This is a genomic window from Micromonospora citrea, from assembly GCF_049629545.1.
GTDB lineage: Bacteria > Actinomycetota > Actinomycetes > Mycobacteriales > Micromonosporaceae > Micromonospora > Micromonospora citrea_A.
This window is the reverse complement of sequence record NZ_JBNADX010000002.1, coordinates 237818-263281: the sequence shown is the minus strand read 5'-3', so window position 1 is coordinate 263281 and position 25464 is coordinate 237818. Positions and strand designations below refer to the sequence as shown.

24 protein-coding genes and 1 tRNA gene are annotated in these 25464 nt (G+C 72.4%); 9 read left to right on the top strand and 16 right to left on the bottom strand.

The features are described from left to right. Positions 1-14: 14 nt before the first annotated feature. Genes ACPFP2_RS03800 through ACPFP2_RS03785 form a run of 4 tightly spaced genes read right to left on the bottom strand, consistent with a single transcriptional unit; the run spans position 15 to position 5073 of the window. Complete coding sequence (locus ACPFP2_RS03800; protein WP_424086109.1) at positions 15-1367, bottom strand: formimidoylglutamate deiminase; 1353 nt, start codon at positions 1365-1367, stop codon at positions 15-17. Continuing rightward, positions 1358-2557, bottom strand: a complete 1200-nt coding sequence (locus tag ACPFP2_RS03795; protein WP_424086107.1) for an allantoate amidohydrolase — start codon at positions 2555-2557, stop codon at positions 1358-1360. The genes ACPFP2_RS03800 and ACPFP2_RS03795 overlap by 10 nt, the downstream gene beginning before the upstream one ends. Next, the gene (hutU, locus tag ACPFP2_RS03790; RefSeq protein WP_424086105.1) at positions 2554-4209 is read right to left on the bottom strand and encodes a urocanate hydratase; all 1656 of its coding nucleotides are present in this window, start codon (positions 4207-4209) and stop codon (positions 2554-2556) included. Before hutU ends, ACPFP2_RS03795 begins: the two co-directional genes overlap by 4 nt. A gap of 12 nt (positions 4210-4221) precedes the next feature. Then, a complete protein-coding gene (locus ACPFP2_RS03785; protein ID WP_424086103.1) occupies positions 4222-5073 on the bottom strand; it encodes a MurR/RpiR family transcriptional regulator in 852 nt (283 codons plus the stop codon). Between the two features lie 277 nt (positions 5074-5350). Here ACPFP2_RS03785 and ACPFP2_RS03780 point away from each other — a divergent pair, with 277 nt between their 5' ends. Further along, complete coding sequence (locus tag ACPFP2_RS03780; protein WP_424086101.1) at positions 5351-6502, top strand: hypothetical protein; 1152 nt, start codon at positions 5351-5353, stop codon at positions 6500-6502. A gap of 49 nt (positions 6503-6551) precedes the next feature. Here the strand turns inward: ACPFP2_RS03780 and ACPFP2_RS03775 are convergent, their stop codons facing one another. Next, positions 6552-8168 (bottom strand): hypothetical protein, encoded by a 1617-nt coding sequence (locus ACPFP2_RS03775; protein ID WP_424086099.1) that lies wholly within the window; start codon positions 8166-8168, stop codon positions 6552-6554. A gap of 195 nt (positions 8169-8363) precedes the next feature. Here ACPFP2_RS03775 and ACPFP2_RS03770 point away from each other — a divergent pair, with 195 nt between their 5' ends. After that, complete coding sequence (locus ACPFP2_RS03770) at positions 8364-9995, top strand: hypothetical protein (RefSeq protein WP_424086097.1); 1632 nt, start codon at positions 8364-8366, stop codon at positions 9993-9995. A gap of 92 nt (positions 9996-10087) precedes the next feature. On the opposite strand, the gene ACPFP2_RS03765 is transcribed toward ACPFP2_RS03770, so the two are convergent. From ACPFP2_RS03765 to ACPFP2_RS03735, 7 genes are all read right to left on the bottom strand, one after another. Then, positions 10088-10939, bottom strand: coding sequence for a glycosyltransferase (locus ACPFP2_RS03765; protein WP_424086095.1), 852 nt, complete (start codon positions 10937-10939; stop codon positions 10088-10090). Then, complete coding sequence (locus ACPFP2_RS03760; RefSeq protein ID WP_424086093.1) at positions 10939-11853, bottom strand: glycosyltransferase family 2 protein; 915 nt, start codon at positions 11851-11853, stop codon at positions 10939-10941. Before ACPFP2_RS03760 ends, ACPFP2_RS03765 begins: the two co-directional genes overlap by 1 nt. 13 nt (positions 11854-11866) lie before the next feature. Further along, positions 11867-12964 carry a glycosyltransferase family 4 protein gene (locus ACPFP2_RS03755; protein ID WP_424086091.1) on the bottom strand — a complete coding sequence of 366 codons (1098 nt, stop codon included), beginning with the start codon at positions 12962-12964 and terminating at the stop codon, positions 11867-11869. Continuing rightward, positions 12961-13812: a glycosyltransferase gene (locus ACPFP2_RS03750; protein WP_424086089.1), complete on the bottom strand. Its 852-nt coding sequence runs from the start codon at positions 13810-13812 to the stop codon at positions 12961-12963. The genes ACPFP2_RS03755 and ACPFP2_RS03750 overlap by 4 nt, the downstream gene beginning before the upstream one ends. 1 nt (position 13813) lies before the next feature. Continuing rightward, on the bottom strand, positions 13814-15070 hold the full coding sequence (locus tag ACPFP2_RS03745; RefSeq protein WP_424086087.1) for a hypothetical protein: 1257 nt from the start codon (positions 15068-15070) through the stop codon (positions 13814-13816). Positions 15071-15185: 115 nt separating this feature from the next. After that, positions 15186-16706 (bottom strand): sugar transferase, encoded by a 1521-nt coding sequence (locus ACPFP2_RS03740; protein WP_424086085.1) that lies wholly within the window; start codon positions 16704-16706, stop codon positions 15186-15188. A 144-nt stretch (positions 16707-16850) separates the two neighbouring features. Next, positions 16851-17933 carry an LCP family protein gene (locus ACPFP2_RS03735; RefSeq protein ID WP_424086084.1) on the bottom strand — a complete coding sequence of 361 codons (1083 nt, stop codon included), beginning with the start codon at positions 17931-17933 and terminating at the stop codon, positions 16851-16853. 126 nt (positions 17934-18059) lie between these two features. On the opposite strand from ACPFP2_RS03735, the gene ACPFP2_RS03730 reads away from it, so the two are divergent. From ACPFP2_RS03730 to ACPFP2_RS03720, 3 genes are all read left to right on the top strand, one after another. Then, positions 18060-18893 (top strand): class I SAM-dependent methyltransferase, encoded by an 834-nt coding sequence (locus tag ACPFP2_RS03730; RefSeq protein WP_424086083.1) that lies wholly within the window; start codon positions 18060-18062, stop codon positions 18891-18893. Positions 18894-19003: 110 nt separating this feature from the next. After that, positions 19004-19321, top strand: a complete 318-nt coding sequence (locus ACPFP2_RS03725; protein ID WP_424086081.1) for a hypothetical protein — start codon at positions 19004-19006, stop codon at positions 19319-19321. A gap of 54 nt (positions 19322-19375) precedes the next feature. After that, complete coding sequence (locus tag ACPFP2_RS03720; RefSeq protein ID WP_424086079.1) at positions 19376-20368, top strand: expansin EXLX1 family cellulose-binding protein; 993 nt, start codon at positions 19376-19378, stop codon at positions 20366-20368. A 130-nt stretch (positions 20369-20498) separates the two neighbouring features. Here ACPFP2_RS03720 and ACPFP2_RS03715 read toward each other — a convergent pair whose 3' ends face one another. The 4 genes from ACPFP2_RS03715 to bcp all read right to left on the bottom strand — a co-directional run bounded on the left by ACPFP2_RS03715 (position 20499) and on the right by bcp (position 22594). Beyond that, positions 20499-21029, bottom strand: a complete 531-nt coding sequence (locus ACPFP2_RS03715) for an N-acetyltransferase family protein (protein ID WP_424086077.1) — start codon at positions 21027-21029, stop codon at positions 20499-20501. A 70-nt stretch (positions 21030-21099) separates the two neighbouring features. Continuing rightward, positions 21100-21183: transfer RNA gene (locus tag ACPFP2_RS03710), tRNA-Leu, on the bottom strand. Continuing rightward, positions 21169-22086 carry a hypothetical protein gene (locus tag ACPFP2_RS03705; RefSeq protein WP_424086075.1) on the bottom strand — a complete coding sequence of 306 codons (918 nt, stop codon included), beginning with the start codon at positions 22084-22086 and terminating at the stop codon, positions 21169-21171. The genes ACPFP2_RS03710 and ACPFP2_RS03705 overlap by 15 nt, the downstream gene beginning before the upstream one ends. A gap of 31 nt (positions 22087-22117) precedes the next feature. Continuing rightward, complete coding sequence (bcp, locus tag ACPFP2_RS03700; RefSeq protein ID WP_424086074.1) at positions 22118-22594, bottom strand: thioredoxin-dependent thiol peroxidase; 477 nt, start codon at positions 22592-22594, stop codon at positions 22118-22120. Positions 22595-22716: 122 nt separating this feature from the next. On the opposite strand from bcp, the gene ACPFP2_RS03695 reads away from it, so the two are divergent. The 4 genes from ACPFP2_RS03695 to ACPFP2_RS03680 are packed head-to-tail and all read left to right on the top strand — an operon-like array spanning position 22717 to position 25380. Next, positions 22717-23433 carry an energy-coupling factor ABC transporter permease gene (locus ACPFP2_RS03695; protein WP_424086072.1) on the top strand — a complete coding sequence of 239 codons (717 nt, stop codon included), beginning with the start codon at positions 22717-22719 and terminating at the stop codon, positions 23431-23433. Beyond that, on the top strand, positions 23430-23828 hold the full coding sequence (locus ACPFP2_RS03690; RefSeq protein ID WP_424086070.1) for a PDGLE domain-containing protein: 399 nt from the start codon (positions 23430-23432) through the stop codon (positions 23826-23828). The genes ACPFP2_RS03695 and ACPFP2_RS03690 overlap by 4 nt, the downstream gene beginning before the upstream one ends. A gap of 14 nt (positions 23829-23842) precedes the next feature. Next, entirely contained in the window at positions 23843-24613 is a 771-nt protein-coding gene (cbiQ, locus tag ACPFP2_RS03685; RefSeq protein WP_424086068.1) for a cobalt ECF transporter T component CbiQ, read from the top strand. Further along, entirely contained in the window at positions 24610-25380 is a 771-nt protein-coding gene (locus ACPFP2_RS03680) for an energy-coupling factor ABC transporter ATP-binding protein (protein WP_424086066.1), read from the top strand. The genes cbiQ and ACPFP2_RS03680 overlap by 4 nt, the downstream gene beginning before the upstream one ends. Positions 25381-25464: the final 84 nt, after the last annotated feature.

Sequence of the window (25464 nt, the reverse complement as noted above, 5' to 3'; positions counted from 1 at the left end):
CCAGTCGCCCGGGCTCACGAGGTCACCGCCTCGATCGCGTCGCGCAGCTCGACCGGCACGTCCACGGTCAGGTGCCGGCCGTCGCGCACCACCACCCGGCCGTCCACCACGACGTGGTCGACGTCGGCGGCGGTGGCCGCGAAGAACACGCCCACCGGCGGCACCCCGGCGGTACGGGCGGAGTCGAGCCGTACGGTGACCAGGTCGGCGCGCATCCCCACCGCGAGTTCACCGGCGTCGCCCCAGCCCAGCGCGGCGTGCCCGGCGCGGGTCGCCGCGGTGAGCAGCTCGTCGGCGCGGAAGTGCCCGCGCCGGCGGGTCCGCAGCCGCTCGTCCAGTTCCACCGCGCGGGCCTCCTCGAAGAGGTCCACCACGGCGTGGCTGTCGCTGCCCAGACTCAGCGGGCTGCCCGCCTCGACCATCCGCCGGGTCGGGCCGATCCCGTCGGCCAGGTCCCGTTCGGTGGTGGGGCAGAGGCAGACCCCGGTACGGCTCTCCCCGAGCAGCGCCACGTCCGCGCCGGTCGGGTGGGTGGCGTGCACGGCGGTGGTGTGCCGGCCGAGCACTCCCCGGTCGGCCAGCAGCCGGGTGGGGGTGACCCCGTGCACCGCCCGGCAGGCGTCGTTCTCGGCGGGCTGCTCCGACAGGTGCACGTGCAGCGGCGCGCCCCGCCGGTGCGCCCAGCCGGCCACCGTGGCGAGCTGACCGGCCGGCACCGCGCGCACCGAGTGGATCGCCGCGCCGATGCGGGCGTGGTCGTTGTCCGGGGTGAACCCGCCCACCCGGTCGGCCCAGCGCAGCGCGTCCCCGTCGCCGAAGCGTCGCTGCGGCCCGGCCAGCGGGTCGCCGTCCACCGAGGCGGTCAGGTAGCAGGTGTCGAGCAGGGTGAGCCGGATGCCGGCGTGCGCGGCGGCCTCCACCAGCGCGGCCGACATCGCGTTCGGGTCGTCGTACCGGGTGCCGTCCGGGCCGTGGTGCAGGTAGTGGAACTCGCCCACGCAGGTCACCCCGGCCTGGGCCATCTCGGCGTACGCGGCCCGGGCCAGGGCCAGGTACGAGTCCGGGTCGAGCCGCCCCGCCACCTCGTACATGACCTCCCGCCACGTCCAGAAGTCACCCCGACCGCCGTGGGTACGCCCGCGCAGCGCCCGGTGGAAGGCGTGCGAGTGGGCGTTGGCCAGCCCGGGCAGGGTGAGCCCGGGCAGCCGTACCGCGTCGCCCAGCACCTCCACCCCGGCGGCGGGCCGGCCGGCGGTCAGCGGCGCGACGGCGGTGATCCGCCCACCGTCGGTCTCGATCAGCACGTCGGGCGTCGGCGCGGCGTGCGCGGGCAGCCAGGCGTACTCGGCCAGCCATCTCATCGGCATGCCAGCTCCTCCAGCACCCGGGCCAGGGCGCTCACCCCGGCGGCGCAGTCGGCGTCGGTGGCGGACTCGGCGGGGGAGTGCGACACCCCGGTCGGGTTACGGACGAAGAGCATCGCGGTGGGCAGGTGGCCGGCGAGCACCCCGGCGTCGTGCCCCGCCCCGGTGGGCAGCACCGGGGCGTCGAGCAGCGCGGCCAACCGCCCGCCGAGCCCGCCGTCGAACGCCACCAGCGGCGTCGCCGACTCCTCGGTCAGGGTCAGCCCGGTGCCGTCCCGCCGCGCCCGCTCGGCGGCCTTGGCGTGCACCGCCTCCACCAGCCCGTGCAGGGTCTCCGGTTCGGCCGCCCGGGCGTCGAGCCAACCGGTGACCTTCGACGGGATCGCGTTGGTGGCGTTCGGCTCGACCGCGATCCGGCCGACCGTGGCGTGCGCACCGCGCAGCCGGGCCTCCTTGTTCGCCGCGAGCACCGTGAAGGCGTACGTCAGCATCGGGTCGCGGCGGTCGGCCATCCGGGTCGTACCCGCGTGGTTGCCCTCGCCGTGGAAGTCGAACCGCCAGCGGCCGTGCGGCCAGATGGCGCTCGCCACCGCGACCGGCGCGTCCGCGTCGACCAGCGCCCGGCCCTGCTCGACGTGCAGCTCCACGAAGGCCGTGAAGCGGCCGGTCAGGCCCGGTTCGGCGCCCGCCGGCCGGTCGCCCAGCGCCTCGGCGAAGCTCACCCCGGCCGCGTCGCGCAGCCCGGCCGCGCGGTCGACCGCGATCTCACCGGTGAGCAGCCGCGACCCCAGGCAGGGTACGCCGAAACGGGCCCCCTCCTCCTCCACGAACGCGGCCACCGCCACCGACCGGACCGGGGCGACCCCGGCCGCCCGCAGCTCGTCGACGGCGAGGAACGCGCTGACGATGCCGAGCGGCCCGTCGTACGCCCCGCCGTGCGGCACCGAGTCGAAGTGGCTGCCGGTGAGCACCACGTCCCCGGCCTCCGGGTCGCCCCACCAGGCGAAGAGGTTGCCGTTGCCGTCGGCGGTCACCGGCATGCCCCGCCCGTCGGCCTGCTCCCGGAACCACTGCCGCAGCCGCAGCTCCGCGTCGGTGAGGGCGTAGCGCAGGTAGCCGCCGCTGCCGGCGTCCCGCCCCACCGGGGCGATCTCGTCCCACAGCGCGCGGAACCGGGCGGCCAGGTCGGTCACGCCGTCCCCTCCGCCATCGGGACCCGCACGCCGGTACGCTCGGCGACCTCGCGGGCGTCGTCGTAGCCGGCGTCGACGTGCCGGATCACCCCCATCGCCGGGTCGTTGGTGAGCACCCGCTCGATCTTCTGCCCGGCCAGCGCGGTGCCGTCGGCGACGCAGACCTGCCCGGCGTGGATGGACCGGCCGATGCCGACGCCGCCACCGTGGTGGATGGAGACCCAGGACGCCCCGCTGGCGGTGTTGACCAGCGCGTTGAGCAGCGGCCAGTCGGCGATGGCGTCGGAGCCGTCGGCCATCGCCTCGGTCTCCCGGTACGGGCTCGCCACGCTGCCGCAGTCCAGGTGGTCCCGGCCGATCACCACCGGCGCGGACAGCTCACCGGAGGCCACCATCTCGTTGAACCGCACCCCGGCCCTGTCCCGCTCGCCGTAGCCGAGCCAGCAGATCCGCGCCGGCAGGCCCTGGAAGGCGACCCGCTCGCCGGCCATCCGGATCCAGCGGGCGAGGGACTCGTTCTCCGGGAACAGGTCGAGGATCGCCCGGTCGGTGGCGGCGATGTCGGCCGGGTCGCCGGAGAGCGCCGCCCACCGGAACGGGCCCTTGCCCTCACAGAACAGCGGCCGGATGTACGCCGGCACGAAGCCGGGGAAGTCGAAGGCGCGCTCGTACCCGCCGAGCTTCGCCTCGCCCCGGATCGAGTTGCCGTAGTCGAAGACCTCCGCGCCCGCGTCCAGGAACCCGACCATCGCCTCGACGTGCTTCGCCATCGACGCCCGGGCCCGGTCGGTGAACTCGGCCGGCTTCGCCGCCGCGTAGTCCCGCGCGTCGCCGACCTCCACCCCCTCCGGCAGGTACGACAGCGGGTCGTGCGCGCTGGTCTGGTCGGTCACCACGTCGATCGGCACGCCCCGGCGCAGCAGCTCCGGGAAGACCGTGGCGGCGTTGCCGACCACGCCGACGCTCAGCGCCCGCCGGTCCCGCTTCGCCGCCAGGACCCGGTCGACGGCGTCGTCCAGCGAGTCGGCCACCTCGTCCAGGTAGCGGTCGTGCACCCGGCGGTCCAGTCGGGTCCGGTCCACGTCCACGATCAGGCAGACACCGCCGTTCATGGTGACCGCCAGGGGCTGGGCCCCGCCCATCCCGCCGCAGCCGGCGGTCAACGTCAGCGTCCCGGCCAGGCTGCCGCCGAACCTCTTCGCGGCGACGGCGGCGAACGTCTCGTAGGTGCCCTGGAGGATGCCCTGGGTGCCGATGTAGATCCACGAGCCGGCGGTCATCTGCCCGTACATGGTCAGGCCGAGCTGCTCCAGGCGGCGGAACTCCGGCCAGGTGGCCCAGTCGCCGACCAGGTTCGAGTTGGCCAGCAGCACCCGGGGCGCCCACTCGTGGGTGCGCATGACCCCCACCGGGCGGCCGGACTGCACCAGCATCGTCTCGTCGTCACGCAGCCCGGTCAGCGTCCGCACCAGCGCGTGGTACGACGGCCAGTCCCGCGCGGCCCGACCGGTGCCGCCGTAGACGACCAGGTCCTCGGGACGCTCGGCCACCTCCGGGTCGAGGTTGTTCATCAACATCCGCAGGGCGGCCTCCTGCGGCCACCCCTGGGCGGTGCGTGCGGTGCCGCGGGCGGCGCGGACGGGCTGGTGCATCTCGTACTCCTCTCAGCCGAGGAACAACTGGCGACGGGCGGCGGACGACTCGAACGCCTCCAGACGGGCCTGCGTGTCGGCCGGTGAGGCGTCGCAGATCGCCTGGAGGACCACCATGGCCAGGGCCATCGGGGCGGTGTGCAGGTCGAAGACGAGACCGGTGCCGACGGCGGCGGGCAGCACCAGCTCGGCGTACTCGGTGGCGGGGCTGACCGGGGAGTCGGTGATGGCGACGACGGTCAGGCCGGCGTCGCGGGCCTCCCGCAGCGCCTCGAAGGTCTCCCGCGGGTAGCGGGGCAGCACGAAGGCGAGCAGGGCGCTCGCCCCGGCGGCGGCCGCCTGCTCCAGCCGGTCGGTGAGCAGGCTGCCGCCGTCGTCGAGCACCCGGACGTCCGGGTGCACCTTGGCGGCGAAGTAGGCGAAGTAGGAGGCCAGCGGAGCGGCGGCGCGCAGCCCGAGCACCGGCAGCGGCCGGCTCGCCGCCAGCAGCCGCCCGGCACCCGCGATCCGCTCCCGGTCGGCCAGCTCCCCGGCCAGCCGGTCGAGGTTGGCCATCTCGGCCCGGACCGCCCGCTGCAGCTCGTTGCCGTCGTCGGCGCTCCCGGCGCCGGCGGTGGCGGTCAGCTCGCGCAGCCGGCGGCGCAGCGCGGGGTAGCCGTCGTGGCCGAGCGCCATCGCGAACCGCGTCACCGAGGGCTGGCTCACCCCGGCCAGCTCGGCGACCTCCGCGGCCGACAGGTACGACGCGGCGGCGGCGTGCTGCACCAGGCACTGCGCGATACGCCGCTGGGTGGGGGTGAGCCGGACGCCGTGGAACAGGTCGAGCACCCGGTCGGGGGGCGCGGCGACAGCTCCTTCATTCATGCTGTGACTGTATGCATGAAAACTTTCACAAGCAACCGTGCGGTGGATCCGTCCACACCGTCCGGTCATCCCGCGGGACCCGACGACCGACGGACGAGGTGACGGGCACGCTCTCTGTACGATCCCTTCGGCGGGGCGAGCAGAGGAGTGGTGGGGGATGCAGCCGGACGGTCCGTACAGGTTCACCGAGGTGATGGGGGTTTGCCAGGTCGGCAAAGCCTGGTGGGCCGTCGACGGGCAGGATCGACTGGTCACCGTTGGAGTGCTGGATCCAGCCGTGGCGGAGGACCCGGCCTGGCGGCGGGCGTTCGCCGGCATGGCCGACGCGCTGGCTGCGCCCGGCGGTGGCGGCCGGCCCTATCTGGCCGCCGACTTCGAGGCACCATCCCCGTGGGTGGCCTACGTCGCAGACGGCAGTCCCGGCGCCGAGCACCTTTTCCGTGCCCTCGGCCACGAGATCCACAGCGAGCAGGCGGCCGAGGACGGCACCGTGGCGATGCTCCAGGTGCCGCCGGTGCAGCAGTCACAGCCGGTCCCATGGGCGGTGCAGGGCGACCCGACCCAGGTCTCCGCCCCGCCGCAGCCGGTGTCCACGTCACCGGTCTCGGCCCCACCCCAGCCGGTGTCGGCGCAGCCCGTATCGGCGCAGCCCGTGTCGACGCCGCCGGTGCCGGTCTCCACGCCGCCGCAGCAGATCTCCGGGCCGCCGGTGTCACCGGCGTACCCGCAGCAGACCAGCGCCCCCGGGTTCGACCCGTTCGATTCGTCCGGGGGTCCACGGATCGCCCCGGTGCGGCCGCAGCCCAAGCGCCGCGACTGGATCTCCGTCGCCGTGGCACTGGTGCTCACCCTGGTCGCCGGCACTGCCGGGTTCTTCCTGGGTGGGGGCGGCGACAAGAGGGAGACCGTCACCCCGTCGCCGTCGGGCAGCCCGTCCCTGCCGCCGTACGAGGCGGCGCAGTTCTCCATCAACAAGGCCAGGTTCGAGGGCGAACTGGCGCCGCTGGCCGAGCCCTGGCTGACCCGGATCGGCGGTTGCGTGGTCTACGGCGAGGCCGGCGCCCCGAAGCTGCCGGCCGACGAGAAGAAGCACGTTTTCTGTAACTACAGCGGTGCCTGGCTGCACTTCGCGCTGCACCAGGGCAGGAAGCAGAAGGACACGGCCCGGGCGTACCGCCAGCAGCTCAACCTGGCCGGCGCGACGTTGGCGCCGGGGATGCGTGAGGCCACCCGGACGACCGGCGGCGTGACCGGCGCGAACGGCAGCTACGTCGAGTACGCCTTCGAAGGCGGGGACGGCCGGGCGATCTGTGGCGTCTGGTGGGACCGGAACGACATCGACGGCGCGTTCTACGTCGAGACGCTCTGCGAGGAAGGCATCGCCGGGAACTGGGACGCCCTGCGGGACCTGTGGCGCCGGGGGAGCTGACCGCGGACTCTGCGGCGGGCTCGAGGGCGGTGCCGTTCGGCAGGGCCGATCAGCGGTTGCTGACCAGCACGACCGGCTCCACCCCGTCGGTGACCTGTTCCACCCGGTAGTCGGCGAGCACCTGCCGCCAGGCGTCCACCTCGTCGTCGATGACGTGGGAACGGATCAGCCAGACGCGTGCGTCCCCGCCGCGCCGACCCGCCGACTCCAACGCCTGATCGAGGGTGGCGCGGATGGCCGCCGTGTCATGCCCCGAGACCACGACGACGTCGGGCCGGGTGGGCATCCTGACCCACCAACCGACGGTGTTCCCGTACGGTGCGACCAACTCGATGGTGTCGCCCTCCGAGTAGAAGGCGAACCCGTACCAGGCCGCGTCGTTCATGACGACGACGTCGTTCGGTGAGCGGTGCGTGGCCACGTACCCGGTCGCCGAACGGACGTCCGTCACGGCGATCGCGGTGTAGTAGAGCCCGGGCTCGTTCCCGTCGAACCGGTACCACCGGCCGTTGCCGATGCCGTACGACCCGAGCAGGACCGCGCAGATCGCCGCGCTGACGATCGCGGGCCGGGTACCGGGGAGCCTGCGTTGGGCCAGCGTGGCCGCCGAGTCCGCCAGCCCGGCGACCCCGATGCCGGCCACCGCTGCCGCCGTGACCAGCAGGAAGTGCGAGGTGCGCAGTTCCAGCAGCGGGTAGACCCCCGCGACGCCAAGCACGATCGCCACCGCGGGCAGCAGGAGCACCGCGACGCCGGAGACGAGGCGGTCCCGCGCGACGAGGGTGCGTGTGCCGACGACGAGCAGGCCGACGACGACCAGCCCGGGAGCGCCGACCAGCGGGGCGAGATCGTCGATCTGCTGGCCGAGGTGGCCGGGCAGTTCGGTCGGTGCGGGAAAACTGTCGACCCAGTACCGTTCCATCGCCTCGTTCCGCCCTCGCGAGGAGATGCCGACGTAGACGGCGGCGACGATGATCCCGGCATTGAGCGCGGCCAGCGCCACCTCGACGAAGCGCGCCCACTGCCGGCGGATCGCGGTCGTCAGCATCAACGCGCCGAACGCGCAGGGAGCGACGATCGCCGTCACGTGACTGACCAGGATCCCCACCGCGACCACGGCCGTCATCACCCCGAGTCGCCGACGGGACCACGACTGCTCGGTCCACGAGACCAGGACGAGCAGGACCACCGCGACGGCGGCGTCGGCGGTGTACTGCTTGAGGTCGTGGCGAACCTGCTGCGCCGGAAGGAGCAGGACCGCCATCGCGCAGGCCATTCCCGCGACGATGCCCCGGCCGGGCGTCGGCCAGCTCAGCGACCGGCCGAGCGCGTACGCCGCGACGACCGCGAGCGCGTGGAACACGAGCGGCACCACTCGCAGATGGTCGATGTCGGGAACAAGCCGCAGTAGGAAGCTCCAGCCCAGCGGGCTCGACGACGTGGTCACCGGGAGTTCGCTGAGCGAGAACCGCACCGAGAGCGCCACCCATGCCTCGTCGACCCAGTACGGTGCCGTCAGCATGGTCCTGACGTCGTGCAAGACCGGGACGAGTTCCAGCAGCACGGCGATCGCGGCGGCGTCGCGCACGGTCGGGCGGGGTCTCGGCGCGGCGACCATCGGTGCGTCGGTTCCGCCGACGTCCGCTGGTTCCAGTTGTGCAACCACGCAGATCCCAATCCCGACTGCCGACCGGCCGGGCGTCACCCTAACCCACGGGGGGAGATGGAGCGGCAGCGGTCCAAAGTAGCTGCTCCGGCCGGGTGCGGGCGGCCAACTCGACCCCGTTCCGGAGCGCCCCGGGGTGCGGAGACCCGCTGCCAATCGGCGCCGGCTGATACGTACGATCGCACGGTGCGAGGTTTGACTGCCCAGGTAAAGGGAGTGGAGCGCCGGGTGCGCCTGCTCGGCATCGGTCTTGTCCTATTGGCGGCCGGGCTCCTGTTCGCGGGCAGGTGGCAAGCGGCCATCGCGGTCGGCGTCGGCATCCTGCTCGGTTGGGTGCTGCTGGAACCTGTCCGGATCACCTGGGCCGTCTTCGTCATCGCCTTCGTGATCCCGGTGACCATCGACTTCGGCTACCCGACCAACCCCTCGTACACCCTGGTGCTGGTCCTCTTCGTCCTCGCCGGCTGGGGCCGGGTGCTGCGCGCCGAACGGGACGGGTGGCAGCCGAAGCTGATGGCGGCGGCGCTGCTGCTCCCGATGTGCGCGGTGCTCGCGGGGATCGTCCACTGGCACGGGGCGAAGCCCGTGGTCGTCGGTGTGGCCCCCCTGTTGTGCTTCGGCGTCCTGGGTTGGCACCTCGTGGAGGAAGCGCGCCGTGATCCACCGACGATCAGGCGGATCGCCGAGACCTTCACCTGGTTCAGCGTCGTCGTCGCCGTGTTCGCCAAGTACCAGACCCTGTCCCGTACCTGGCCGATCTTCGACCAGTTGGCGTACGACTGGACCTACACCTCCGCCTTCGACAACACACGGGCGGTGGGTCTCTCGGGTCACCCCATCATCTACGGCACCTTCGCCATGGCGATGGCCCTCGTCGCGTTGACCCTCCGGGGTAGGTACTGGTACGTCCCGTTCACCGCGAACCTCGTGGGACTGGTGCTGTCGGGCACCCGGAGCGCCTGGGTCGGCACGATCCTCGCCCTGGCGGCCTGGCTGCTCCTGCGTTGGCGGCAGGTCTCCTGGCGGGGTGCGGCCACCGGGGTCGCCGTCGCCGCGGTCTCCTACGCGGTCGTGGCGTTCGCACCCTCGGCCCTCACTCCCGCTCCCGCGCCGGCGCCCGGGGCCGCTGCTCCGGTGGCGAGTGCGTCCCCTGTGCCGAGCACTGAGGCTCCTGCGCCGAGCACTGAGGCTCCTGCGCCGAGCACTGAGGCTCCTGCGCCGAGCAGCAAGGCTCCTGCGCCGAGCACCGAGGCTGCCGCGCCGGGCCCCAGCGCTCCCGTACCCGGCTCCACCGCCGCTCCCGCGCCCGGGGCGGTGGACGCGGTCGACGTGGCGGGGTCGCGGATCTCCGACCCGGCCAGCGCGGGCGCGCGTTTCACCCGCATCAACGTCGTCTGGGACGGCATCACCCGAGACTGGTCCACCGTCGTCTTCGGCAACGGCCCGGAGGCCAACGTGCGCTACCTGGAGCACGTCGGTATCGGCGACGGCCAGGCGGAAGTCTTCGACAACACCTACCTGACCTTCTGGTACAACTACGGGCTGGTCGGGCTGGCCGGCCTGCTGTCGCTGCTGGCGATGCTGTTCTGGCGTCTCCGGTCGTTGCCTGCCCGCGTCCTGCTGGTGGCGATCGCGGCGCAGATCTTCTTCTTCGACGTGTGGTTGTGGCTCGGAGCGGTGGCCGTGATTCTCCTGGCGATCGCGTTGGGTGCCGCCGACCACCCGTCGTCGTCCGCTCGGCCACTGCCACCCGATGCGCGCCTTCCGCTCCCCCGGACGTCGGGGAACGCCAGTGCGGAGGGCGGCGTCGCCCCGGCCGTCCACTAGGGCCTGCCGTCACCGGGCGCGCGTCGCCGGGCCGTCGGCCGCAGAGCGCTCCGACGAGGCCTACGGTCGCTCGCCCGGCGACAACCGGCTGTTCAGCCGTCGGTGGTCGAGACCGGTTCGCCCGTGCGCGAGACCTGCGGCACCGTTGATCCGATCAGTCGTGCGGCCTGCCGGTGCCGCCGGGACGCCGGAGGCATCCCGATCAGGAACTCGGGGAACATGCCGAAGAAGATCCTCGCGCTCTGCAACTCCAGCGTGTGCGCCCTGGACCAGCGGAGGGAATTCGTCGCGCGAGCCCAGTGATGGGTCCACCGGACGTCACCCCGCAACGCGACGGGAAGGCCGTGCCGCCACGCACGCAGCCCGAGTTCGTGGTCCTCGTAGTAGAGGAAGAACCGCTCGTTCCACCCACCCAGTGCCACGAGGTCCGCGGTGCGTCCGGCGACGGCCGCGCCCATCACCCAGGCGACGTAGCGCACCTCGCCCGGGTCCGCCACCATACGGTACGAGGCGTGCAGGCGGGACAGTGGCCAGAGCTTGCGGTTTCCCAGCTTGGCGGTGGCGTACGGGAAGCCACGGCCGTTGGCCTGCGGCACTCCCTCGGACGAGAGCAACTGGGGGGCGACCAGGCCACCGTGTGCGTCGAGGTGCCGTCCCAACGTGTCGAGACCGTCCGTGCGGACCTCGAGGTCCGGGTTCGCGAACAGGACGTACTCGCCCGCCGCCTGGCGCAGCGCGAGGTTGTTGGCCCGGGCGAAGCCGACGTTCTCCGGCAGCCGGACGACCCGAGCGCCCAGCTCCGCCGCGACCGCGGCCGAGTCGTCGGCGGAGCAGTTGTCCACGACGATCCACTCGTACGGCCGGGCCCCGCCGAGCCAGCATCGGCGCAGCGTCTCCGCCGAGTTGTAGGTGACCGTCACGACGCTCCACCGCGATGTTGCCATCACGCTCCACGACCTCTCAGGTAGCTCCACAGGCAGGCGAAGCCGAACCGCTCGCCCTGCCACTGCCGGCGGGCGGCCGGCCCCTCCACCAGGCCGCGTCCCACACCGCGCAGAAACGGCCGCAGCAGGCCCTGACGCACCCGCCGGGCGGCCAGCGCGACGTGCGCCAGCGCCAGGATCGGCACCGCGACGAGCATCAGCGGCCAGCTGAAGGTCCGCGCCGCGACCAGGAGCCGATTACGGGCCAGGAGGAAGGCCCGGAATCCCTGGAGCTTGTCGTCTCCCTCGACGCTGTGGCCACCGGCGTGCGGCAGCACGAGATCCAGCGCGCGGGTGCGCAGGCCCGCCCCGCAGAGCCGGAAGGCCAGGTCGGCGTCCTCACCCCAGGCGAACAGGTGCTCGTCGAATCCTCCGAACCTGCGGAACAGGTCGGTGGGGAAGACCGCCGCGCCACCTGACGGGCCGAGCGGTGGCCGCGACGCCGTGGCGGGCCGGTCGATGAAGAGCGAGATCGGATTGAGGTCGATCCCGACGTACTCGCCGCCGTGCATGGCCAGGCCGACCGCGACGGGGATGCCGGGATCCTCGGCGATGGCGTCGCAGAGCCGGGCCAGCGCGTCGTCGGGCAACCAGACGTCCGGATTCAGCAGCAGGAGGTGGCTCGTGGTGGTGGACGCGACCGCCCGGTTGCAGCCGGCCGCAAAGCCCGGGTTCGACGGGTCGGGCAGGTATTCGTACCGGTCGTCGTCGAGGCAGCCGGCGATGACCTTCTCGCACCCGTCCTCGGGCCAGTTGTCGGCGAAGATGAACCGCACCGGGAGTCCGTCGGCGCTGCGTACCCAGGTCGGGAGCGTCTCGGCGAGCATCTGCGTGGACCGGTACAGCACCGTGACGACGGTCAGTTCCTGCGCCACTCGGGCACCACCCTCACTGGTCCACCGGTCGCCGCAGTGACCGGTACAGGCGCTGCCAGCGCGACACGCACCGGTCGAACGCGTACTCGTCGGCGTACCACTCGGCCACCTTCCGTCTGTCCTCCGGGGCGTCGACGCGGCGGATCGCCTCCCGGACGGCCCCGGCCAGCGCCACGGGCGTGGGCTCCGCCCGGAAGGCCAGGACGCCCTCCGCGTGCCGGGTGACCTCCGCCAGTCCGCCGGCGCCGGTGTGCACCACGGGTACGCCCAGCGACAGCGCTTCGAGCGCGCTGAGCCCGAACGATTCCACCCGGGACGGGACCACGAGGCAGTCGATCCGTTGCAGGAACTCCGCCGCGACGACCCGGCCGACGAGCTCGAGGTTCGGCCGGGCGGCGATCGGCAGCGAGCCGGCGCCGGCGACCTTGACGTCCGCTTCCGGCAGGTACGAGGCGATCTCGGCCAGCAGATCGGCCCCCTTCTCCCGTTCCAGCCGTCCGAGGTACCCCACCACCGGCCGCCGACCGGCGCCGGGCCGGGGCGCGGCCCGCGGACCGGGCCAACTGGCCGGCAGCGGGTTCGGGATCAGGTGGACGTTCTCGACCCGTCCACGGTCGCGTAACTCGGCGGCCTCGAACTCGGAGACCGCGACCGTCGCATGTGGTCGTAACCGCCGCATGGCCAGGTCGAGGGTGATGTTCGACTGGATGCTGGCCTTCTGCCGAAGCGACCCGGCCGTGTCCCGGTACTGCCAGAGACTGTTGTGCAGCGTGACCACGAGGGGGGTCCGCACGCGTTGCATGCTCAGCGCGGCCCGGGCATGCATCGCTGCCGACAGCAGGTGGGCGCAGACCACGTCCGGCTGCACCTCGTGGGCGAGACGACGGATCTGGCGCGCGTACGTCAGGTCGATCCGACTGGCCGCGCCGAGCCCCACCCAGGGCACCCCGGCCTCGCGCAACGACCTGCCGACCTCGTCGTCCGAGGTGGCGGCGACGACCTCGACGCCCGTCCGGGCATGCGCCGGGATGATCTCCGTCAGGATCCGTTCCGCCCCACCGAGCTGCCGTCGCCCGGAACCCCCCGTGGTGCAGACGAAGAGCACCTTCACGAGGCACGCAATCCCTCGACGGCACCGCGCGCGATCGCGCGGCGGACCGGATTCCGGCCCACCGCCGCCCGCAGCAGCACCCCGCAGACGTACGCCGTGGCCGCGACCCGGCCGCGCCGACCTCCCATGTCCCGGCTCGCCCGGATGAACTCCCGGGTACGCCGTTGCGAGATCTCCTCCTCGGACCAGCGCCGCTTGGCCGTCGCGTCGTCCTCGTGCATGATCACGGCCTCCGGCACGTACGCCAACCGCATGCCTCGCTGGCGTACGGCCCAGCACAGCCGCATGTCCTCCGAGTAGAAGAAGGAGTTCTCGTCGACCCCGCCGATGGCGTCGAAGGTGTGCCGGCGCATGGCGACGAAGGGGCCGGTCAGCCAGTCCGCCTCGTCCGGCGGAGCGACGATCCGCAGGCGCGGCGCCACCAGACTCAGTCCGGTGGCGTGCGCCAGGCCCACCCGGACGGTGAGGAAGCGTCCGCCGTCGGTCTGTGGCACGCCCCCCGGAGTCACCACGGCGGGGAAGGCGGCGCCGACCGCAGGGTCCTCCAGAGCGGCCAGCAGCCGGGCCACGGCACCGTCGTGCACGATGATGTCGTTGTTGGAGAGGATGACGTTCGCCCTGCTCGTGTGGCGTACGCCGAGGTTCATCCCTCGGGCGTACCCGAGGTTGGAGCCGGACTGGACGTACCTGACGCCCTGCTGGGCGCAGAATCCGCTCAACGCCTGCCGGATCTCGTCCGAGCTGCCGTTGTCCACGACGACGATCTCCGCCTCGCTCGGCAGCGACAGGACGCAGGCCCGGGTCCGCTCATAGTCCTCCCAGGCGAGGACCACAATCGAGACATCCATCTCACACCGTTCCAGGACTCGGCGGCTGCGCTCGGCGCAGGCTCGCTCTCGACGCGAATGCGTGTACGGCGTAGGCGAGCGAGGAGGCGACCGCCGCCCCGACCGCGCCGGCCCAGGGGATGATCCCGAAGTACGCGGGTATCGCCACCACGACCGTGACGAGGGCGACCACGGTGGTCGCCTGCTCGCCTCGCCTTTTCAACAGCAGGGCGCTCCAGCTCTTGCCGGCCGCCGTCGCCAGCGAACCGGGCAGGAGGAGCAGACCGAGGATCCAGGCGTGCCGGTACTCGGGCTGCAGGAAGCCCAGTACGGCGAGCCCGACGACCGCGGCCAGGGCGATCGGCAGCGCGGCCCGGACCACCGCCCGCGTCGGGTCCGGCCCGTCCGCGCCGCTGCGGTCGGCGAGGATCCGCTGCGCGCGCACCACGGCGCCGGCCTGTGCGAACTCCAACGCCGCGACAGCCAGGGCGTACACGCCGAGCGGGCCGGCGCCGGCGAACCTCGCCACCAGGACCTGGTTGAACCGGAGGGTCATCATCTGCGCGAAGATCCCGGCATGCAGGCTGCCGACCGCGAGCACGTCCGCGCGATAGTCCCGCCGGGTGGCCGTGGGCGGCGGGGTCGACCCGATCCGCCGGGCCATCCCCAGCACCAGGCCGCACACGGCCAGCGCACTGAGCCACTGGACTCCCAGCCAGACCTGGCTCCACCGGCCGCCGTCGAGCTGTCCGGCGACGTAGAGGGCGGCGTACCCGCCGACCAGGACCGCCCCGCTCGCCGCGCGCATCGCGTAGACGAGCCGGAAGCTCTTCTGCCGTAGCGCGATCGACGAGACCGTGTTGAAGACGGTCAGACCCGCCGCGGATCCCACGCCGACCAGGTGACTACCGACTCCGGCCACCACGGTGAGCAGCGCGGCGGCGACACCGGAGAGCAGTACCGAGATCCCGAGCATCGCGAGGACCCACGTCCGCCCCCGGGAGAAGATCCAGCCGGCCGGGCGGGACAGCAGGAAGGTGTCCAGCGACAGTCCGCCGACGGCCGCGCCCAGCGTCGCGCTCACCATGTTCGCGGCTAGTTCGCCGCGTTCTGCCGCCGGGAGGGTCACCGACACGACCGCTGCCAGGCCGGTCAGGCCGAGGGCGGCGAGGTACAGGAGTTCCGGCGCGACGAGCCGCCGGAGCAGTCGGGACGCCCGGTGCCCGGGCGAGGAGTCCGGTGACGGCTGGCCGGCGTCGACCAGCGAAACGCCTGTCACTCGTCTCCCCCAAACGGTGCGGCACGTGGATCGGTACGACAGGTTCCACGTCGCCGGCACTTTCTACCCGAGCGACGCTCCACCCGCAATTGCCCTCCAGGCGAGGCGGAGCCGGTCACCGTCCACCACCACGGAACACCTCCGCGACGGTACGCAGCACGATCTTGACGTCGAGCCAGAGCGACCAGTTCTCGACGTAGTAGTTGTCGAATCTCGCCCGGTCGGAGATCGGGGTGTCGCCCCGCAGTCCACTGACCTGCGCAAGCCCGGTGAGCCCCACAGGCACCCGGTGGCGCATCGCGTAGTTCGGGTACTCGACCGAGAACTTCTCGACGAAGTACGGCCGCTCCGGGCGCGGTCCCACCACGCTCATCTCGCCGCGCAGGATGTTCCAGAGCTGGGGCAGTTCGTCCAGCGACGTACGTCGCATGAACCGCCCGATCGGCCCGACCCGCTGGTCGTGCGCGATGGACCAGTTCGTCTGCGACTCGTGTTCGTCGACCGGGCGCATCGACCGGAACTTGATGACCTTGAACGGCTTGCCGTACCGGCCGACCCGCTCCTGCAGGAAGAAGATCCCGCGACCGCCGTCGAGGAGCGTCGCGATCGCGCAGAACAGGAGCACCGGGCTCAGGACGATCAGCGCCACTGCGGCGAACAGCACGTCAGAGGCGCGCTTGACCATCCAACGTGGACCGGTCAACGTGGTGTCGCCGATCTTGACGATCGGGAAGGCGCCCACCCGGTCGGGGTACCGACCGTGGGATCGGGAGCCCCAGAGACGCGGCACCGCCCACAGGTCGCACCGTGAGCTGTCGGGTCGGAGCAGGATCTCCATCAGGGTCGACTCGGGACAGTCCGGGTCGGCGATGATCAGGACCTCGCACTCCAGCAGCCGGGCGAGTTGCTCGAGGTCGTCGAGGGTCCCGATCAGGGGGAGCGCCGCGACGCCCTGCCGCGACGATGCGTCGACGCAACCGACGAACCGTAGTCCGTACTGCGGGTAGCGCCGCAGCAGTCGGGCGAGCTCGGCCCCGATCGGGCCGCCACCGATGACGATGGCGTTGTGTTCCACCCACCGCCGCCTCCGCGCGACGACGAGGATGCTTCGACTGCACGCCCGGCCGATCATGACAAGGCCGGCGGAGAGTGCCACGCCCTGCATGAATCCGCTCACGTACGGCACGGAATCATGACGCTCGGCCGCCACGATGGCCACCACGGCGCCGGATGCCAGCAACCGGCCGCCGAGGATCGGCATCTCGTCCAGGAAACTGACGTGACGGCGGGGTCGGTAGAGCCCGCCGGCGGCGAAGAGGGCCACCGTGAGGCCGGCATTGACAAGTGTCCCGCGCCAGTAGTTCTGCGTCAGCAGCAGCGGTGCGAGGAGCGCGATGACGTCGATGGGAGCCGTCATCATCCAGGCGCGGAGACGGCGGGTGCGCTTCGACGCCCGGGAGCCGGCGTACGGCAGCACCGTCGTCGTGTCGAGACCGGCACGCCGCTCCGTGGCCGGCAGCGGTTCGCCGGCCAGCCGGACGGGAGGGGTCCCCGAGAGAATCCCCTGACCGTCGGTCGAGACGCCCTGCATTTCCGTGGCCTGCTGCGACGACTCCCCGACGTGCGTCGCGAACACAGCAGGATGACCTGTCGCCGGTAGGCGTGACATGGTCGGTCCTCCCCCGTGGCAACCCTCGGCCAAACGCGAACGCCAGAGGGCGATCGAAGGATACGAGGGTCTCGCCGGGCCCACCAGCGCCCAGCGAGGTGATTCGATGTCCTACTTTCCGGCAGCCACGATCTCGGGCACGGAGTCGCGGCGGACCGCGTCGAAGAGCGTCCTGGCTCTGGCCTTGTCCGCGAAGACGACACTCTCGCTGCCGACCCGGCCCGTTCCCTTGCTCGGGCAGGTGAAGAACTCCAGGTTCTCGCTGCGCAGATGGCGCAGCTTCATCGCCAGGTCCACCAGGGACAGTGACTTGTCGACCGCCACCGCGTTGGCACTCGCCTTGACGAACGAGTTCAGCTTGCCGGGGTTGGTCAGCACACCGCCGGAGGCTGCCTTGTCCAGGATCGCCTTGATCACCTGCTGCTGGTGTCGGATCCGGGCGAAGTCCCCGTCAGCGAAGGCGTGCCGCTCACGCGCATAGTCGAGCGCGGCGGCACCGTCGAGGGTCTGTCGGCCGGCGACGAAGGTCCGGCTGCCGCTCTTGTCGAGTGAGTACTTCGTGGTGAAGCTCTTCTCGACGTCGATCTCGACGCCGCCCAACGCGTCGACGATCTCCTTGAAGCCGGCGAAGTCGACCATCGTCACATGGTCGATGCGGACGCCGGTGAACTCCTCCACTGTCTGGACCATCAGCGGGACGCCGCCCCATGCGTAGGCTGCGTTGATCTTCGCGTCCCGGCCCCCCTGCCCGCTCTTCGACCGGGGCACGTGCACCCAGGTGTCGCGGGGGATCGAGATGAGCTGGGCGCTCGACCGGTCCTTGGTCAGGTGGGCCAGGATGAGGGTGTCGCTGCGGGAACCCGCGCTGTTCTCCTGATCCCGGGAGTCGCTGCCCAGGATCATGATGTTCATGGCCCCCTCGGCGGCCGGCACGGCCTCCGGGCGCGATTCCTGCGGCACGTCGTCGAACGCCTCGACCCGCTCGATGGAGGAGTCGACCGAGCGGTAGTACAACCCGCCCGCGAGGACTCCACCGCCGGCCAGCAACGCCACCACCAGCAGCACGATCAGCGCGATCCGCCGCCCACGACGGCGACGCGGAGCCGGTGCGGGCGCCTCGCCCGTACCGTCGATGTCCACGTCGGACGCCGGCGGGCGCGGGTCCGGGTCGGTGAGCTGCTGACGATCTGACATGGCCGCGATGCTACTGATTCACGTTTCGGCGCGGGGACCCTCGTCCGGTCGGCCGACCCCGGCCACCCGGTCGGTGAATCGAAACTTTCCTCGCCGATCTTCACGTTCGCCTGGTAGAACCCTCCCGTGGACGCAACGACGCTTCGCCGGGCCATCGCCCGCACCCGCCTCGCACCGGTAGCCGCCTTCCCCAAGCGGCTCGCCCGGGTCGCCCGGCACGACGCCAAGGTCATCCGGACCAGCACCCGGTGGCTCTTCACCTCCCGCGAACACCACAACTACACCTACGACCTGACGAAGCTCAGCCGGCAGCACCTCGCCTGGTTCGTCAGCGTCGTCTGCGACGTGCCCGTCAAGCAGGTCCGCGCGTACCTCGACGAGATCGAGTCCGACGACACGCTGCGCGGCCACATCGAGCGGGCCACCGCCGGGTCCGCGCGCCGCGGCCTGGCCGACAAACAGGTCCGCTACGCCCGCCGCATCGGCTGGTACGCCATCGTCCGCGCCACCCGTCCCGCGCACGTGGTCGAGACCGGCGTCGACAAGGGCCTCGGCAGCTGCGTGCTCGCCGCCGCGCTGTTGCGCAACACCGCCGAGGGCCACCCCGGCCGGGTGACCTCGCTGGACATCAACCCCGAGGCCGGCTACCTGGCCCGCACCGCCCCCTGGTCCGAGGTGGTGGACCTGGTCATCGGCGACTCGATCGCCTCGATCGGCGCGCTCGACCGCCCCGTCGACCTGTTCCTGCACGACAGCGACCACAGCCGTGCCCACGAGCGGCGCGAGTTCGAGGCCGTGGAGGCCAAGCTCGCCCCCGGCGCGATCCTGCTCACCGACAACGTCACCAGCACCAACGTGCTCGCCGAGCATGCCGAGCGCACCGGTCGCAAGTTCCTCGCCTACCGGGAGACCCCGCGCGACCACTGGTACCCGGGGGACGGCATCGGCGTGGCCTGGTGACCTCGGCGGCCCAGGTCACGATCGGGGGTCGACCTGGGCCGACGGGCCTTGCCGCCCGTACCGGCATCGATCGATGATGTCCGTACTGGCGCATCGACAGAGGAGTCGAGATGCAGGTCGTCCACCACCCCCGCCTCGCCTGGGACACGGCCCGGTTGTTCGTCGCCGCGGCCGACGACGCGGAGCTGTTCGCCTGGCTCGCCCACCAGGTCGGCGAGATCCTCGGCCCCGCCTACGAGCAGGAGCTGCGTGACACCGGGGCCAGGGTGTCGTACCCCGCCGAGGACCGGTCCCCGGTCGAGGCCGGCATCTGGCGGGTCCGCCTGGAGGACCTGCTGCGCGCCCGGCCGGAGGCCGTCGAGCCGTTGCGCTCGCTCACCGTGACCGCGTCGGGGCTGCTGCGCGACCGTCAGAGGCTGGCGTCCTGACAATCGCCCGGCCGACTTGTCCCCGGAGGCGCCGGTCCGGCAACATCGACCGGCGTGATCGACGGTAGCGCTCCCACTGACCCTGCCACCCGTCCCGCGGCGGGCCGTCGCCGGGCTCCCCGCTCGACCCGCACCCGCTGGCTCGCCGCCGCCGGCGCCAGCGGGCTCGCCGTCGTCCTCGCCCTGAGCCTCGCCCTGCGCTCCGGCGCCGCCCCCGCCTGCGCCGCCGCGCCGCTTGCCGCCGCCCCACCCGTCGGCGGCACCGTCCACAAGGGCAAGGCGACCTTCTACGACTCCAAGGGCGCCGGCGGCAACTGCTCGTACCCCGCCGCTCCGGCCAACCGGCTCTACGTCGCGCTCGGCCCCGACGAGTACGCCGCCGGCGCCGCCTGCGGTGGCCACCTCGACGTCACCGGCCCGCGCGGCACCGTCCGAGTGCTGATCATGGACCAGTGCCCCGAATGCGCCCCCGGCCACCTCGACCTGTCCCGCGAGGCGTTCGCCCGCATCGCCGACCCCGTGCAGGGCATCGTCTCCGTCAGCTACCGCGCCGTCGTCGACCCGCCCCTGCCCGGGCCACTCACCTTCCGGATGAAGGAGGGCTCCTCGCAGTACTGGTTCGCCGTGCTCGTCGGCGACCACGGCAACCCGCTGCGTTCCGTCGAGGTACGACCGAGCGGCTCGACGACGTTCCGCTCCGCCGTCCGGCAGGACTACAACTACTGGCTGATCGACTCCGGGGCCGGCCCCGGGCCGTACACCCTGCGGGTCACCGACGTGTACGGCCACCGCGCCACCGCCACCGGGATCCGGATGGCGCTGGGCCAGACCCAACGCAGCACCGTGCGGATGTACGGCGGCGGAGGCGCCGCGCCCGGCACCGCCCGGACCGGCACGCCGACCCGGTCCCCGTCGGCGCGGCCGAGCCCGTCGCGGTCGGCCTTGCCCCGCCCCACCACCAGCCCGACGGGCAGCGCCACGCCGGCGTCGCCCGGCGCGTCCGTCGCACCAGCGGCGGAGGGGACCCGGGCACCCGGCTGCTCCTGACCGGCGGACGGCACGAGGTGGGCCGGCGGGCCGTACCCCGCTGCGCCCTGCCGTCGGCGGCGGCGTCCGCCGGCCTCATCCCGTCGGTTGTCCCGCCCGGCCCCTGAGCCCCCGGCTGGGCGCCGCCCGGTCAGTCCGCCGGCTGGTCCAGGTCGAGCCAGAACAGGACCTCGTCGCGGTCGTCGCCGGACGCCACCCGCAGTGCGGCCGGCAGCCGGCCCACCTCGCGGTAGCCGAGCCGGGCGTAGAACCTCTCCAGGCCCAGGCCGCCCCGCACGGTCACGTGCAGCGCCTGCCAGCCGAGTCCGGGGGCGAGGCGCGCGGCCTCCCGCATGGTCGCGGCGCCGTACCCGCGACCCTGCGTCCTCGGATGGACCATGACCCGCTTGAGGGTGCCCCAGTGGGCCTTGAGGCGGAACCGGTTGTCCGCGAAGATCAGCACCGCGACGGGCTGCCCGTCCTCGAACCCGACGAGGAGCCGGTCCGGGCCGGCCGTGATGTCGTCGAAGGTCGCCTCGGCGACCGGGCGGACGTCGTCGGCGGTGACCGGGGCGACGAAGCCGACGGCGCCACCGGCGTTGGTGACGTCCACCCAGAGGTCGATGATCCGTCGGCGCAGCTCGGGCGTCAGGTCGGGGTCGAGGACGAAGCACAGGCTCACGCCGGCCATCCTGACCTGACAGGGGCGTGGCAATCTCGCGATCGTGATGCTTGCAACTGCGGTGCGTGGGTGCGGGAGAGGGGACTCGAACCCCTACGTCCAATCGGACAATAGGACCTAAACCTATCGCGGCTGCCTGTTACGCCACTCCCGCCGATTCGCTGAGTCTAAGCCGTCGAGCCTCCTCGGTGTGGAGCCCGGCCTCCTTGAGAATCAGTTGGACGGTGCGGTGGCTGATGACCGGGACACCGTTGGACGAATCTGCGAGTCCCCGAGCGATCCTGCGGGATCCGAACTGAGGGTGGTTGAGGGCGAAGCGGATGACGGCATCCTGGAACTGTCGTCTCACCGGGCGGTCGCGGACATGGGGCCGAGGCTTGATGCTTCCGGTGACCTCGAAGCGGCGGCGCAGTCTGCCAATGTGATCTCTGGTGCGTCCGGAGATCTGCGCCGCCTCTGCCGTCGTCAGCTCGCCCTCGCTCACTCTCTGCACGAGGGAGTGAAGTTCGATGTCGCCTGGTGGGGGCATCGTCGGCTGGGACGCGGGCTCGGATCGGTCCTCGCGTGAACCGCTCACCGTCGTCGGACCGTCGCGACGGATTCGTCCCGCGTAGGTGGCCGTCTGGCTGTGGCAGTTCGGGCAGAGCAGGCGGAGGTTGGGCGCACGGTTGTCCAGAAAGTCACCGTTGATGTGGTCGACGTGCAGCACGAGCGGTGCTCCCTGCCACATGGTGCCCACCCCGCACACCTCGCACTGCTCGGCAGTGCCGATGGATGCGAGGGCACGCTTGAGGCGGTGTCCGGGGATTCTCTGGGATCCGGGTGTCAGCGGGCGCAGCACCTCTGACGGGGCCTGGCGTCGCCAAGGGCGCCCGCGGTTGTGTGCCTGCCCGGTGAAGTGCGACGTGTCGATGCCGAACCGCTTCAACTGCCGGCTGATGTGCGCGTGCGACCCGCCGCTGACGCGCACCCCGAGCAACCGCAGCACCTCGGTGACGTTGCGCGCGGCGGCGGCCGCCTCGCCCAGCCGCTCGGGCGTGTATTTGTACCGGACCACGTACGCACCGTAGTGACCCGGTACGACAACCTCAGTCCAGGCCGAGGTCGCGGCGCAGCTTGGCGACGTGTCCGGTGGCCTTGACGTTGTAGAACGCCCGCTCGATCTTGCCGTCCGGGTCGATGACGAAGGTCGACCGGATCACGCCGGTGACGGTCCTGCCGTACATCTGCTTCTCGCCGTACGCGCCGTAGGCGGTGAGCACCGCCTTGTCGGTGTCGGCGACGAGCGGGAAGGTGATGGCGTCGCGCTCGCGGAACTTCGCCAGCTTCTGCGGCTTGTCCGGGGAGATGCCGACGACCTCGTAGCCGGCGGCCTGCAGCGAGGCGAGCGAGTCGCGGAAGTCGCAGGCCTGCTTGGTGCAGCCGGGGGTCATCGCCGCCGGGTAGGCGTACAGGATGACCCGGCGGCCGCGCAGGTCCGCCAGGGCGAGCGTCTCGCCGGTGTCGGTGGGCAGGGTGAAGTCGGGAGCGGGGTCGCCGGGGCTGAGGCGGTCGGGCGCGGTCATGGCGACGACCCTACCGCCGGTTCGGGGCCGGGCGGCCGACGCGCGCCGGGCGTACGGTGATCAACACCATGCCTTGTTGCCACATCTTGGCAACAACGATGCCGTGGAAATAAGCTGACCCGGTGGACACCCTGGCGATGCACATCTCGAACGGGATCATCAACGGTCCCGTGGCGGGGATATTCGCGGCGCTCGCTCTCGCCGCGCTGACCGTCTGCGTCCTGCGCGGCCGCCGTGACCTGGACGACCGGCTGGCCCCGATGGCCGGCCTGGTCGCCGCCTTCATCTTCGCCGTGCAGATGCTCAACTTCCCGATCTTCACCGCCGGGGTGAGCGGCCACCTGCTCGGCGGCGCGCTCGCCGCGCTGCTGGTCGGCCCCTGGGTGGGCGCGCTCTGCGTGGCGGTGGTGCTGGTGGTGCAGGCCCTGGTCTTCGGCGACGGCGGCGTCGCGATGCTCGGCCTGAACGTCACCAACATGGCGCTGCTGGGCACCGCGGTGGCGTACCTGCTGATCGCCGGGCTGCTGCGGGTGCTGCCGCGCACCCCGGCCGGGCTGGGCGTGACCGCGTTCGTCTCCGCGCTGCTCAGCGTGGTGGTCGCCGCCCAGGGCTTCGTGCTGCAGTACTGGCTCGGCGGCACCACCGACCTGGGCGGCAACATCACCGGGCTGGCCGCCACGATGGGCGGGGTGCACCTGCTGATCGGCATCGGCGAGGGGCTGATCACCGCGACCACCGTGGTCACCGTCGCCAAGGTCCGGCCCGACCTGGTGTACGCGCTGCGCGCGCTGAAGCCGGCCGCGCCGGCGCCCGTCCCGGCGGTCGGAGGTGTCCGGTGAGAAAGCGGTCCTGGGGTTTCGTCGCGGTCGGCCTGCTGGTCGCGCTCCTGCTGGCCGGAGTGGTCAGCAACTACGCCTCGTCGCACCCGGACGGGTTGGACTCCTCCCTGCTCGAGGGTTGCACGGTCGACTCCGAGGGCGAGATCACCGGCGGCTCCTGCCCGGCGCAGCAGGAGCAGGAGCACGAGGTGGGCGGTCCGCTCGCCGACTACGGGGTCGCCGGGATCGACAACGGCTTCCTCTCCACCGGCCTGTCCGGGGTGCTCGGGGTGCTGCTGACGTTCGCCATCGGCGGCGGGGTGTTCTGGCTGCTGCGTCGGCGCGGCCCGGCCGGGTCGGACGAGTCCGGTGACGCGGCGCGCGGCGAGCGGCAGCGCGCCGACGCGGCCGGCTGAGCGGGCGTACGACGATGGGCGCGGGACACGCGCACGTGCTCTACCGCGAGGCGTCCTCGCCGGTGCACCGGCTCGCCCCCGAGGTGAAGATCCCGGCGATGGTGCTCTTCACCGTCGCCGTGGTCGCCACCCCGCGCGAGGCGCTCTGGGCGTTCGTCGGGTACGCGGTGCTGGTCGCCGTGGTCGCCGTACTGGCCCGGGTCGGTCTGCGCTGGCTGCTGCTGCGCTCGATGATCGAGCTGCCGTTCGTGCTCTTCGCCTTCGCGCTGCCGTTCCTCGGCGCGGGGGAGCGGGTGCAGGTGGTCGGCCTGAGCCTGTCGGTGGACGGTCTCTACGGCGGGTGGAACATCGTCGCCAAGGGCACGCTGGGCGTGCTCGCGTCGCTGCTGCTGGCCGCGACCACCACGACCCGGGACCTGATCCTCGGCCTGGACCGGCTGCGCTGCCCCGAGGTCGTCACCCAGATCGCCACCTTCATGCTGCGGTACCTGGACGTGCTGGTCGGCGAGGCCCGCCGGATGCGGGTGGCCCGGATGTCCCGGGGCGACGACCCGCGCTTCCTCTGGCAGTTGCGCGGCTTCGCCGCCGGGGTGGGCGCGCTGTTCCTGCGCGCGTTCGAGCGGGGCGAGCGGGTCTACCTGGCGATGCTGTCCCGGGGTTACTCCGGTCGGATGCCGGCGGTCTGGCAGGGCGCGGGCGCGGCGACGGCCGGGCAGTGGCTGGCGGCGGCGACCGTGCCGTTGGTCGCGGTCTGCATCGCGGCCACCGCCGTCGTGCTGACATGATCGGGTACGTGCAGCCTGCTGTCTCCCTGGACGTCCGTGGCGTCCGGTACGCCTACCCGGACGGTCACGTCGCCCTGCACGGGGTGGACCTGACCGTCCCGCGCGGCGAGCGGGTGGCCCTGCTCGGCCCGAACGGGGCCGGCAAGACCACGCTGGTGCTGCACCTCAACGGCATCCTGACCCCCACCGGGGGCACGGTGAGTGTCGGTGGGCTGACCGTGTCGAAGGACCGGGACACGCTGGCCGAGATCCGCCGCCGGGTGGGCATCGTCTTCCAGGACCCGGACGACCAGCTCTTCCTGCCCACGGTCGCCGAGGACGTGGCGTTCGGCCCGGCCAACCTGGGGCTGCGCGGCGCGGAGCTGGCCGAGCGGGTGGACGAGGCGCTCGCGGCGGTGCGGATGGGCGAGCACCGGGACCGGGCCCCGCACCACCTGTCGTTCGGGCAGCGCCGCCGGGTGGCGGTCGCCACCGTGCTGGCCATGCGCCCGGAGATCCTGGTGCTCGACGAGCCCTCGTCGAACCTGGACCCGGCGGCACGCCGGGAACTGGCGGAGATCCTGCGCGGCCTGCCGGTGACCTTGCTGATGGTCACCCACGACCTGCCGTACGCGGCGGAGCTGTGCGACCGCTCGGTGATCCTGGACGCCGGCCGGATCGTCGCCGACGCCCCCACCCTGGACGTCCTGGGTGACGCCGAGCTGCTGGCCCGGCACCGCCTGGAACTTCCCTACGGCTTCACCCCGCACTCGCTGCCCCGCCCCTGACCGGCGATGTCACCGGCGGTCGCCGCGCCGAGGCCCCGACCGACCGCCCCGGACGCCGGCGCGCCGAACCGCCCGGGCGCTGTG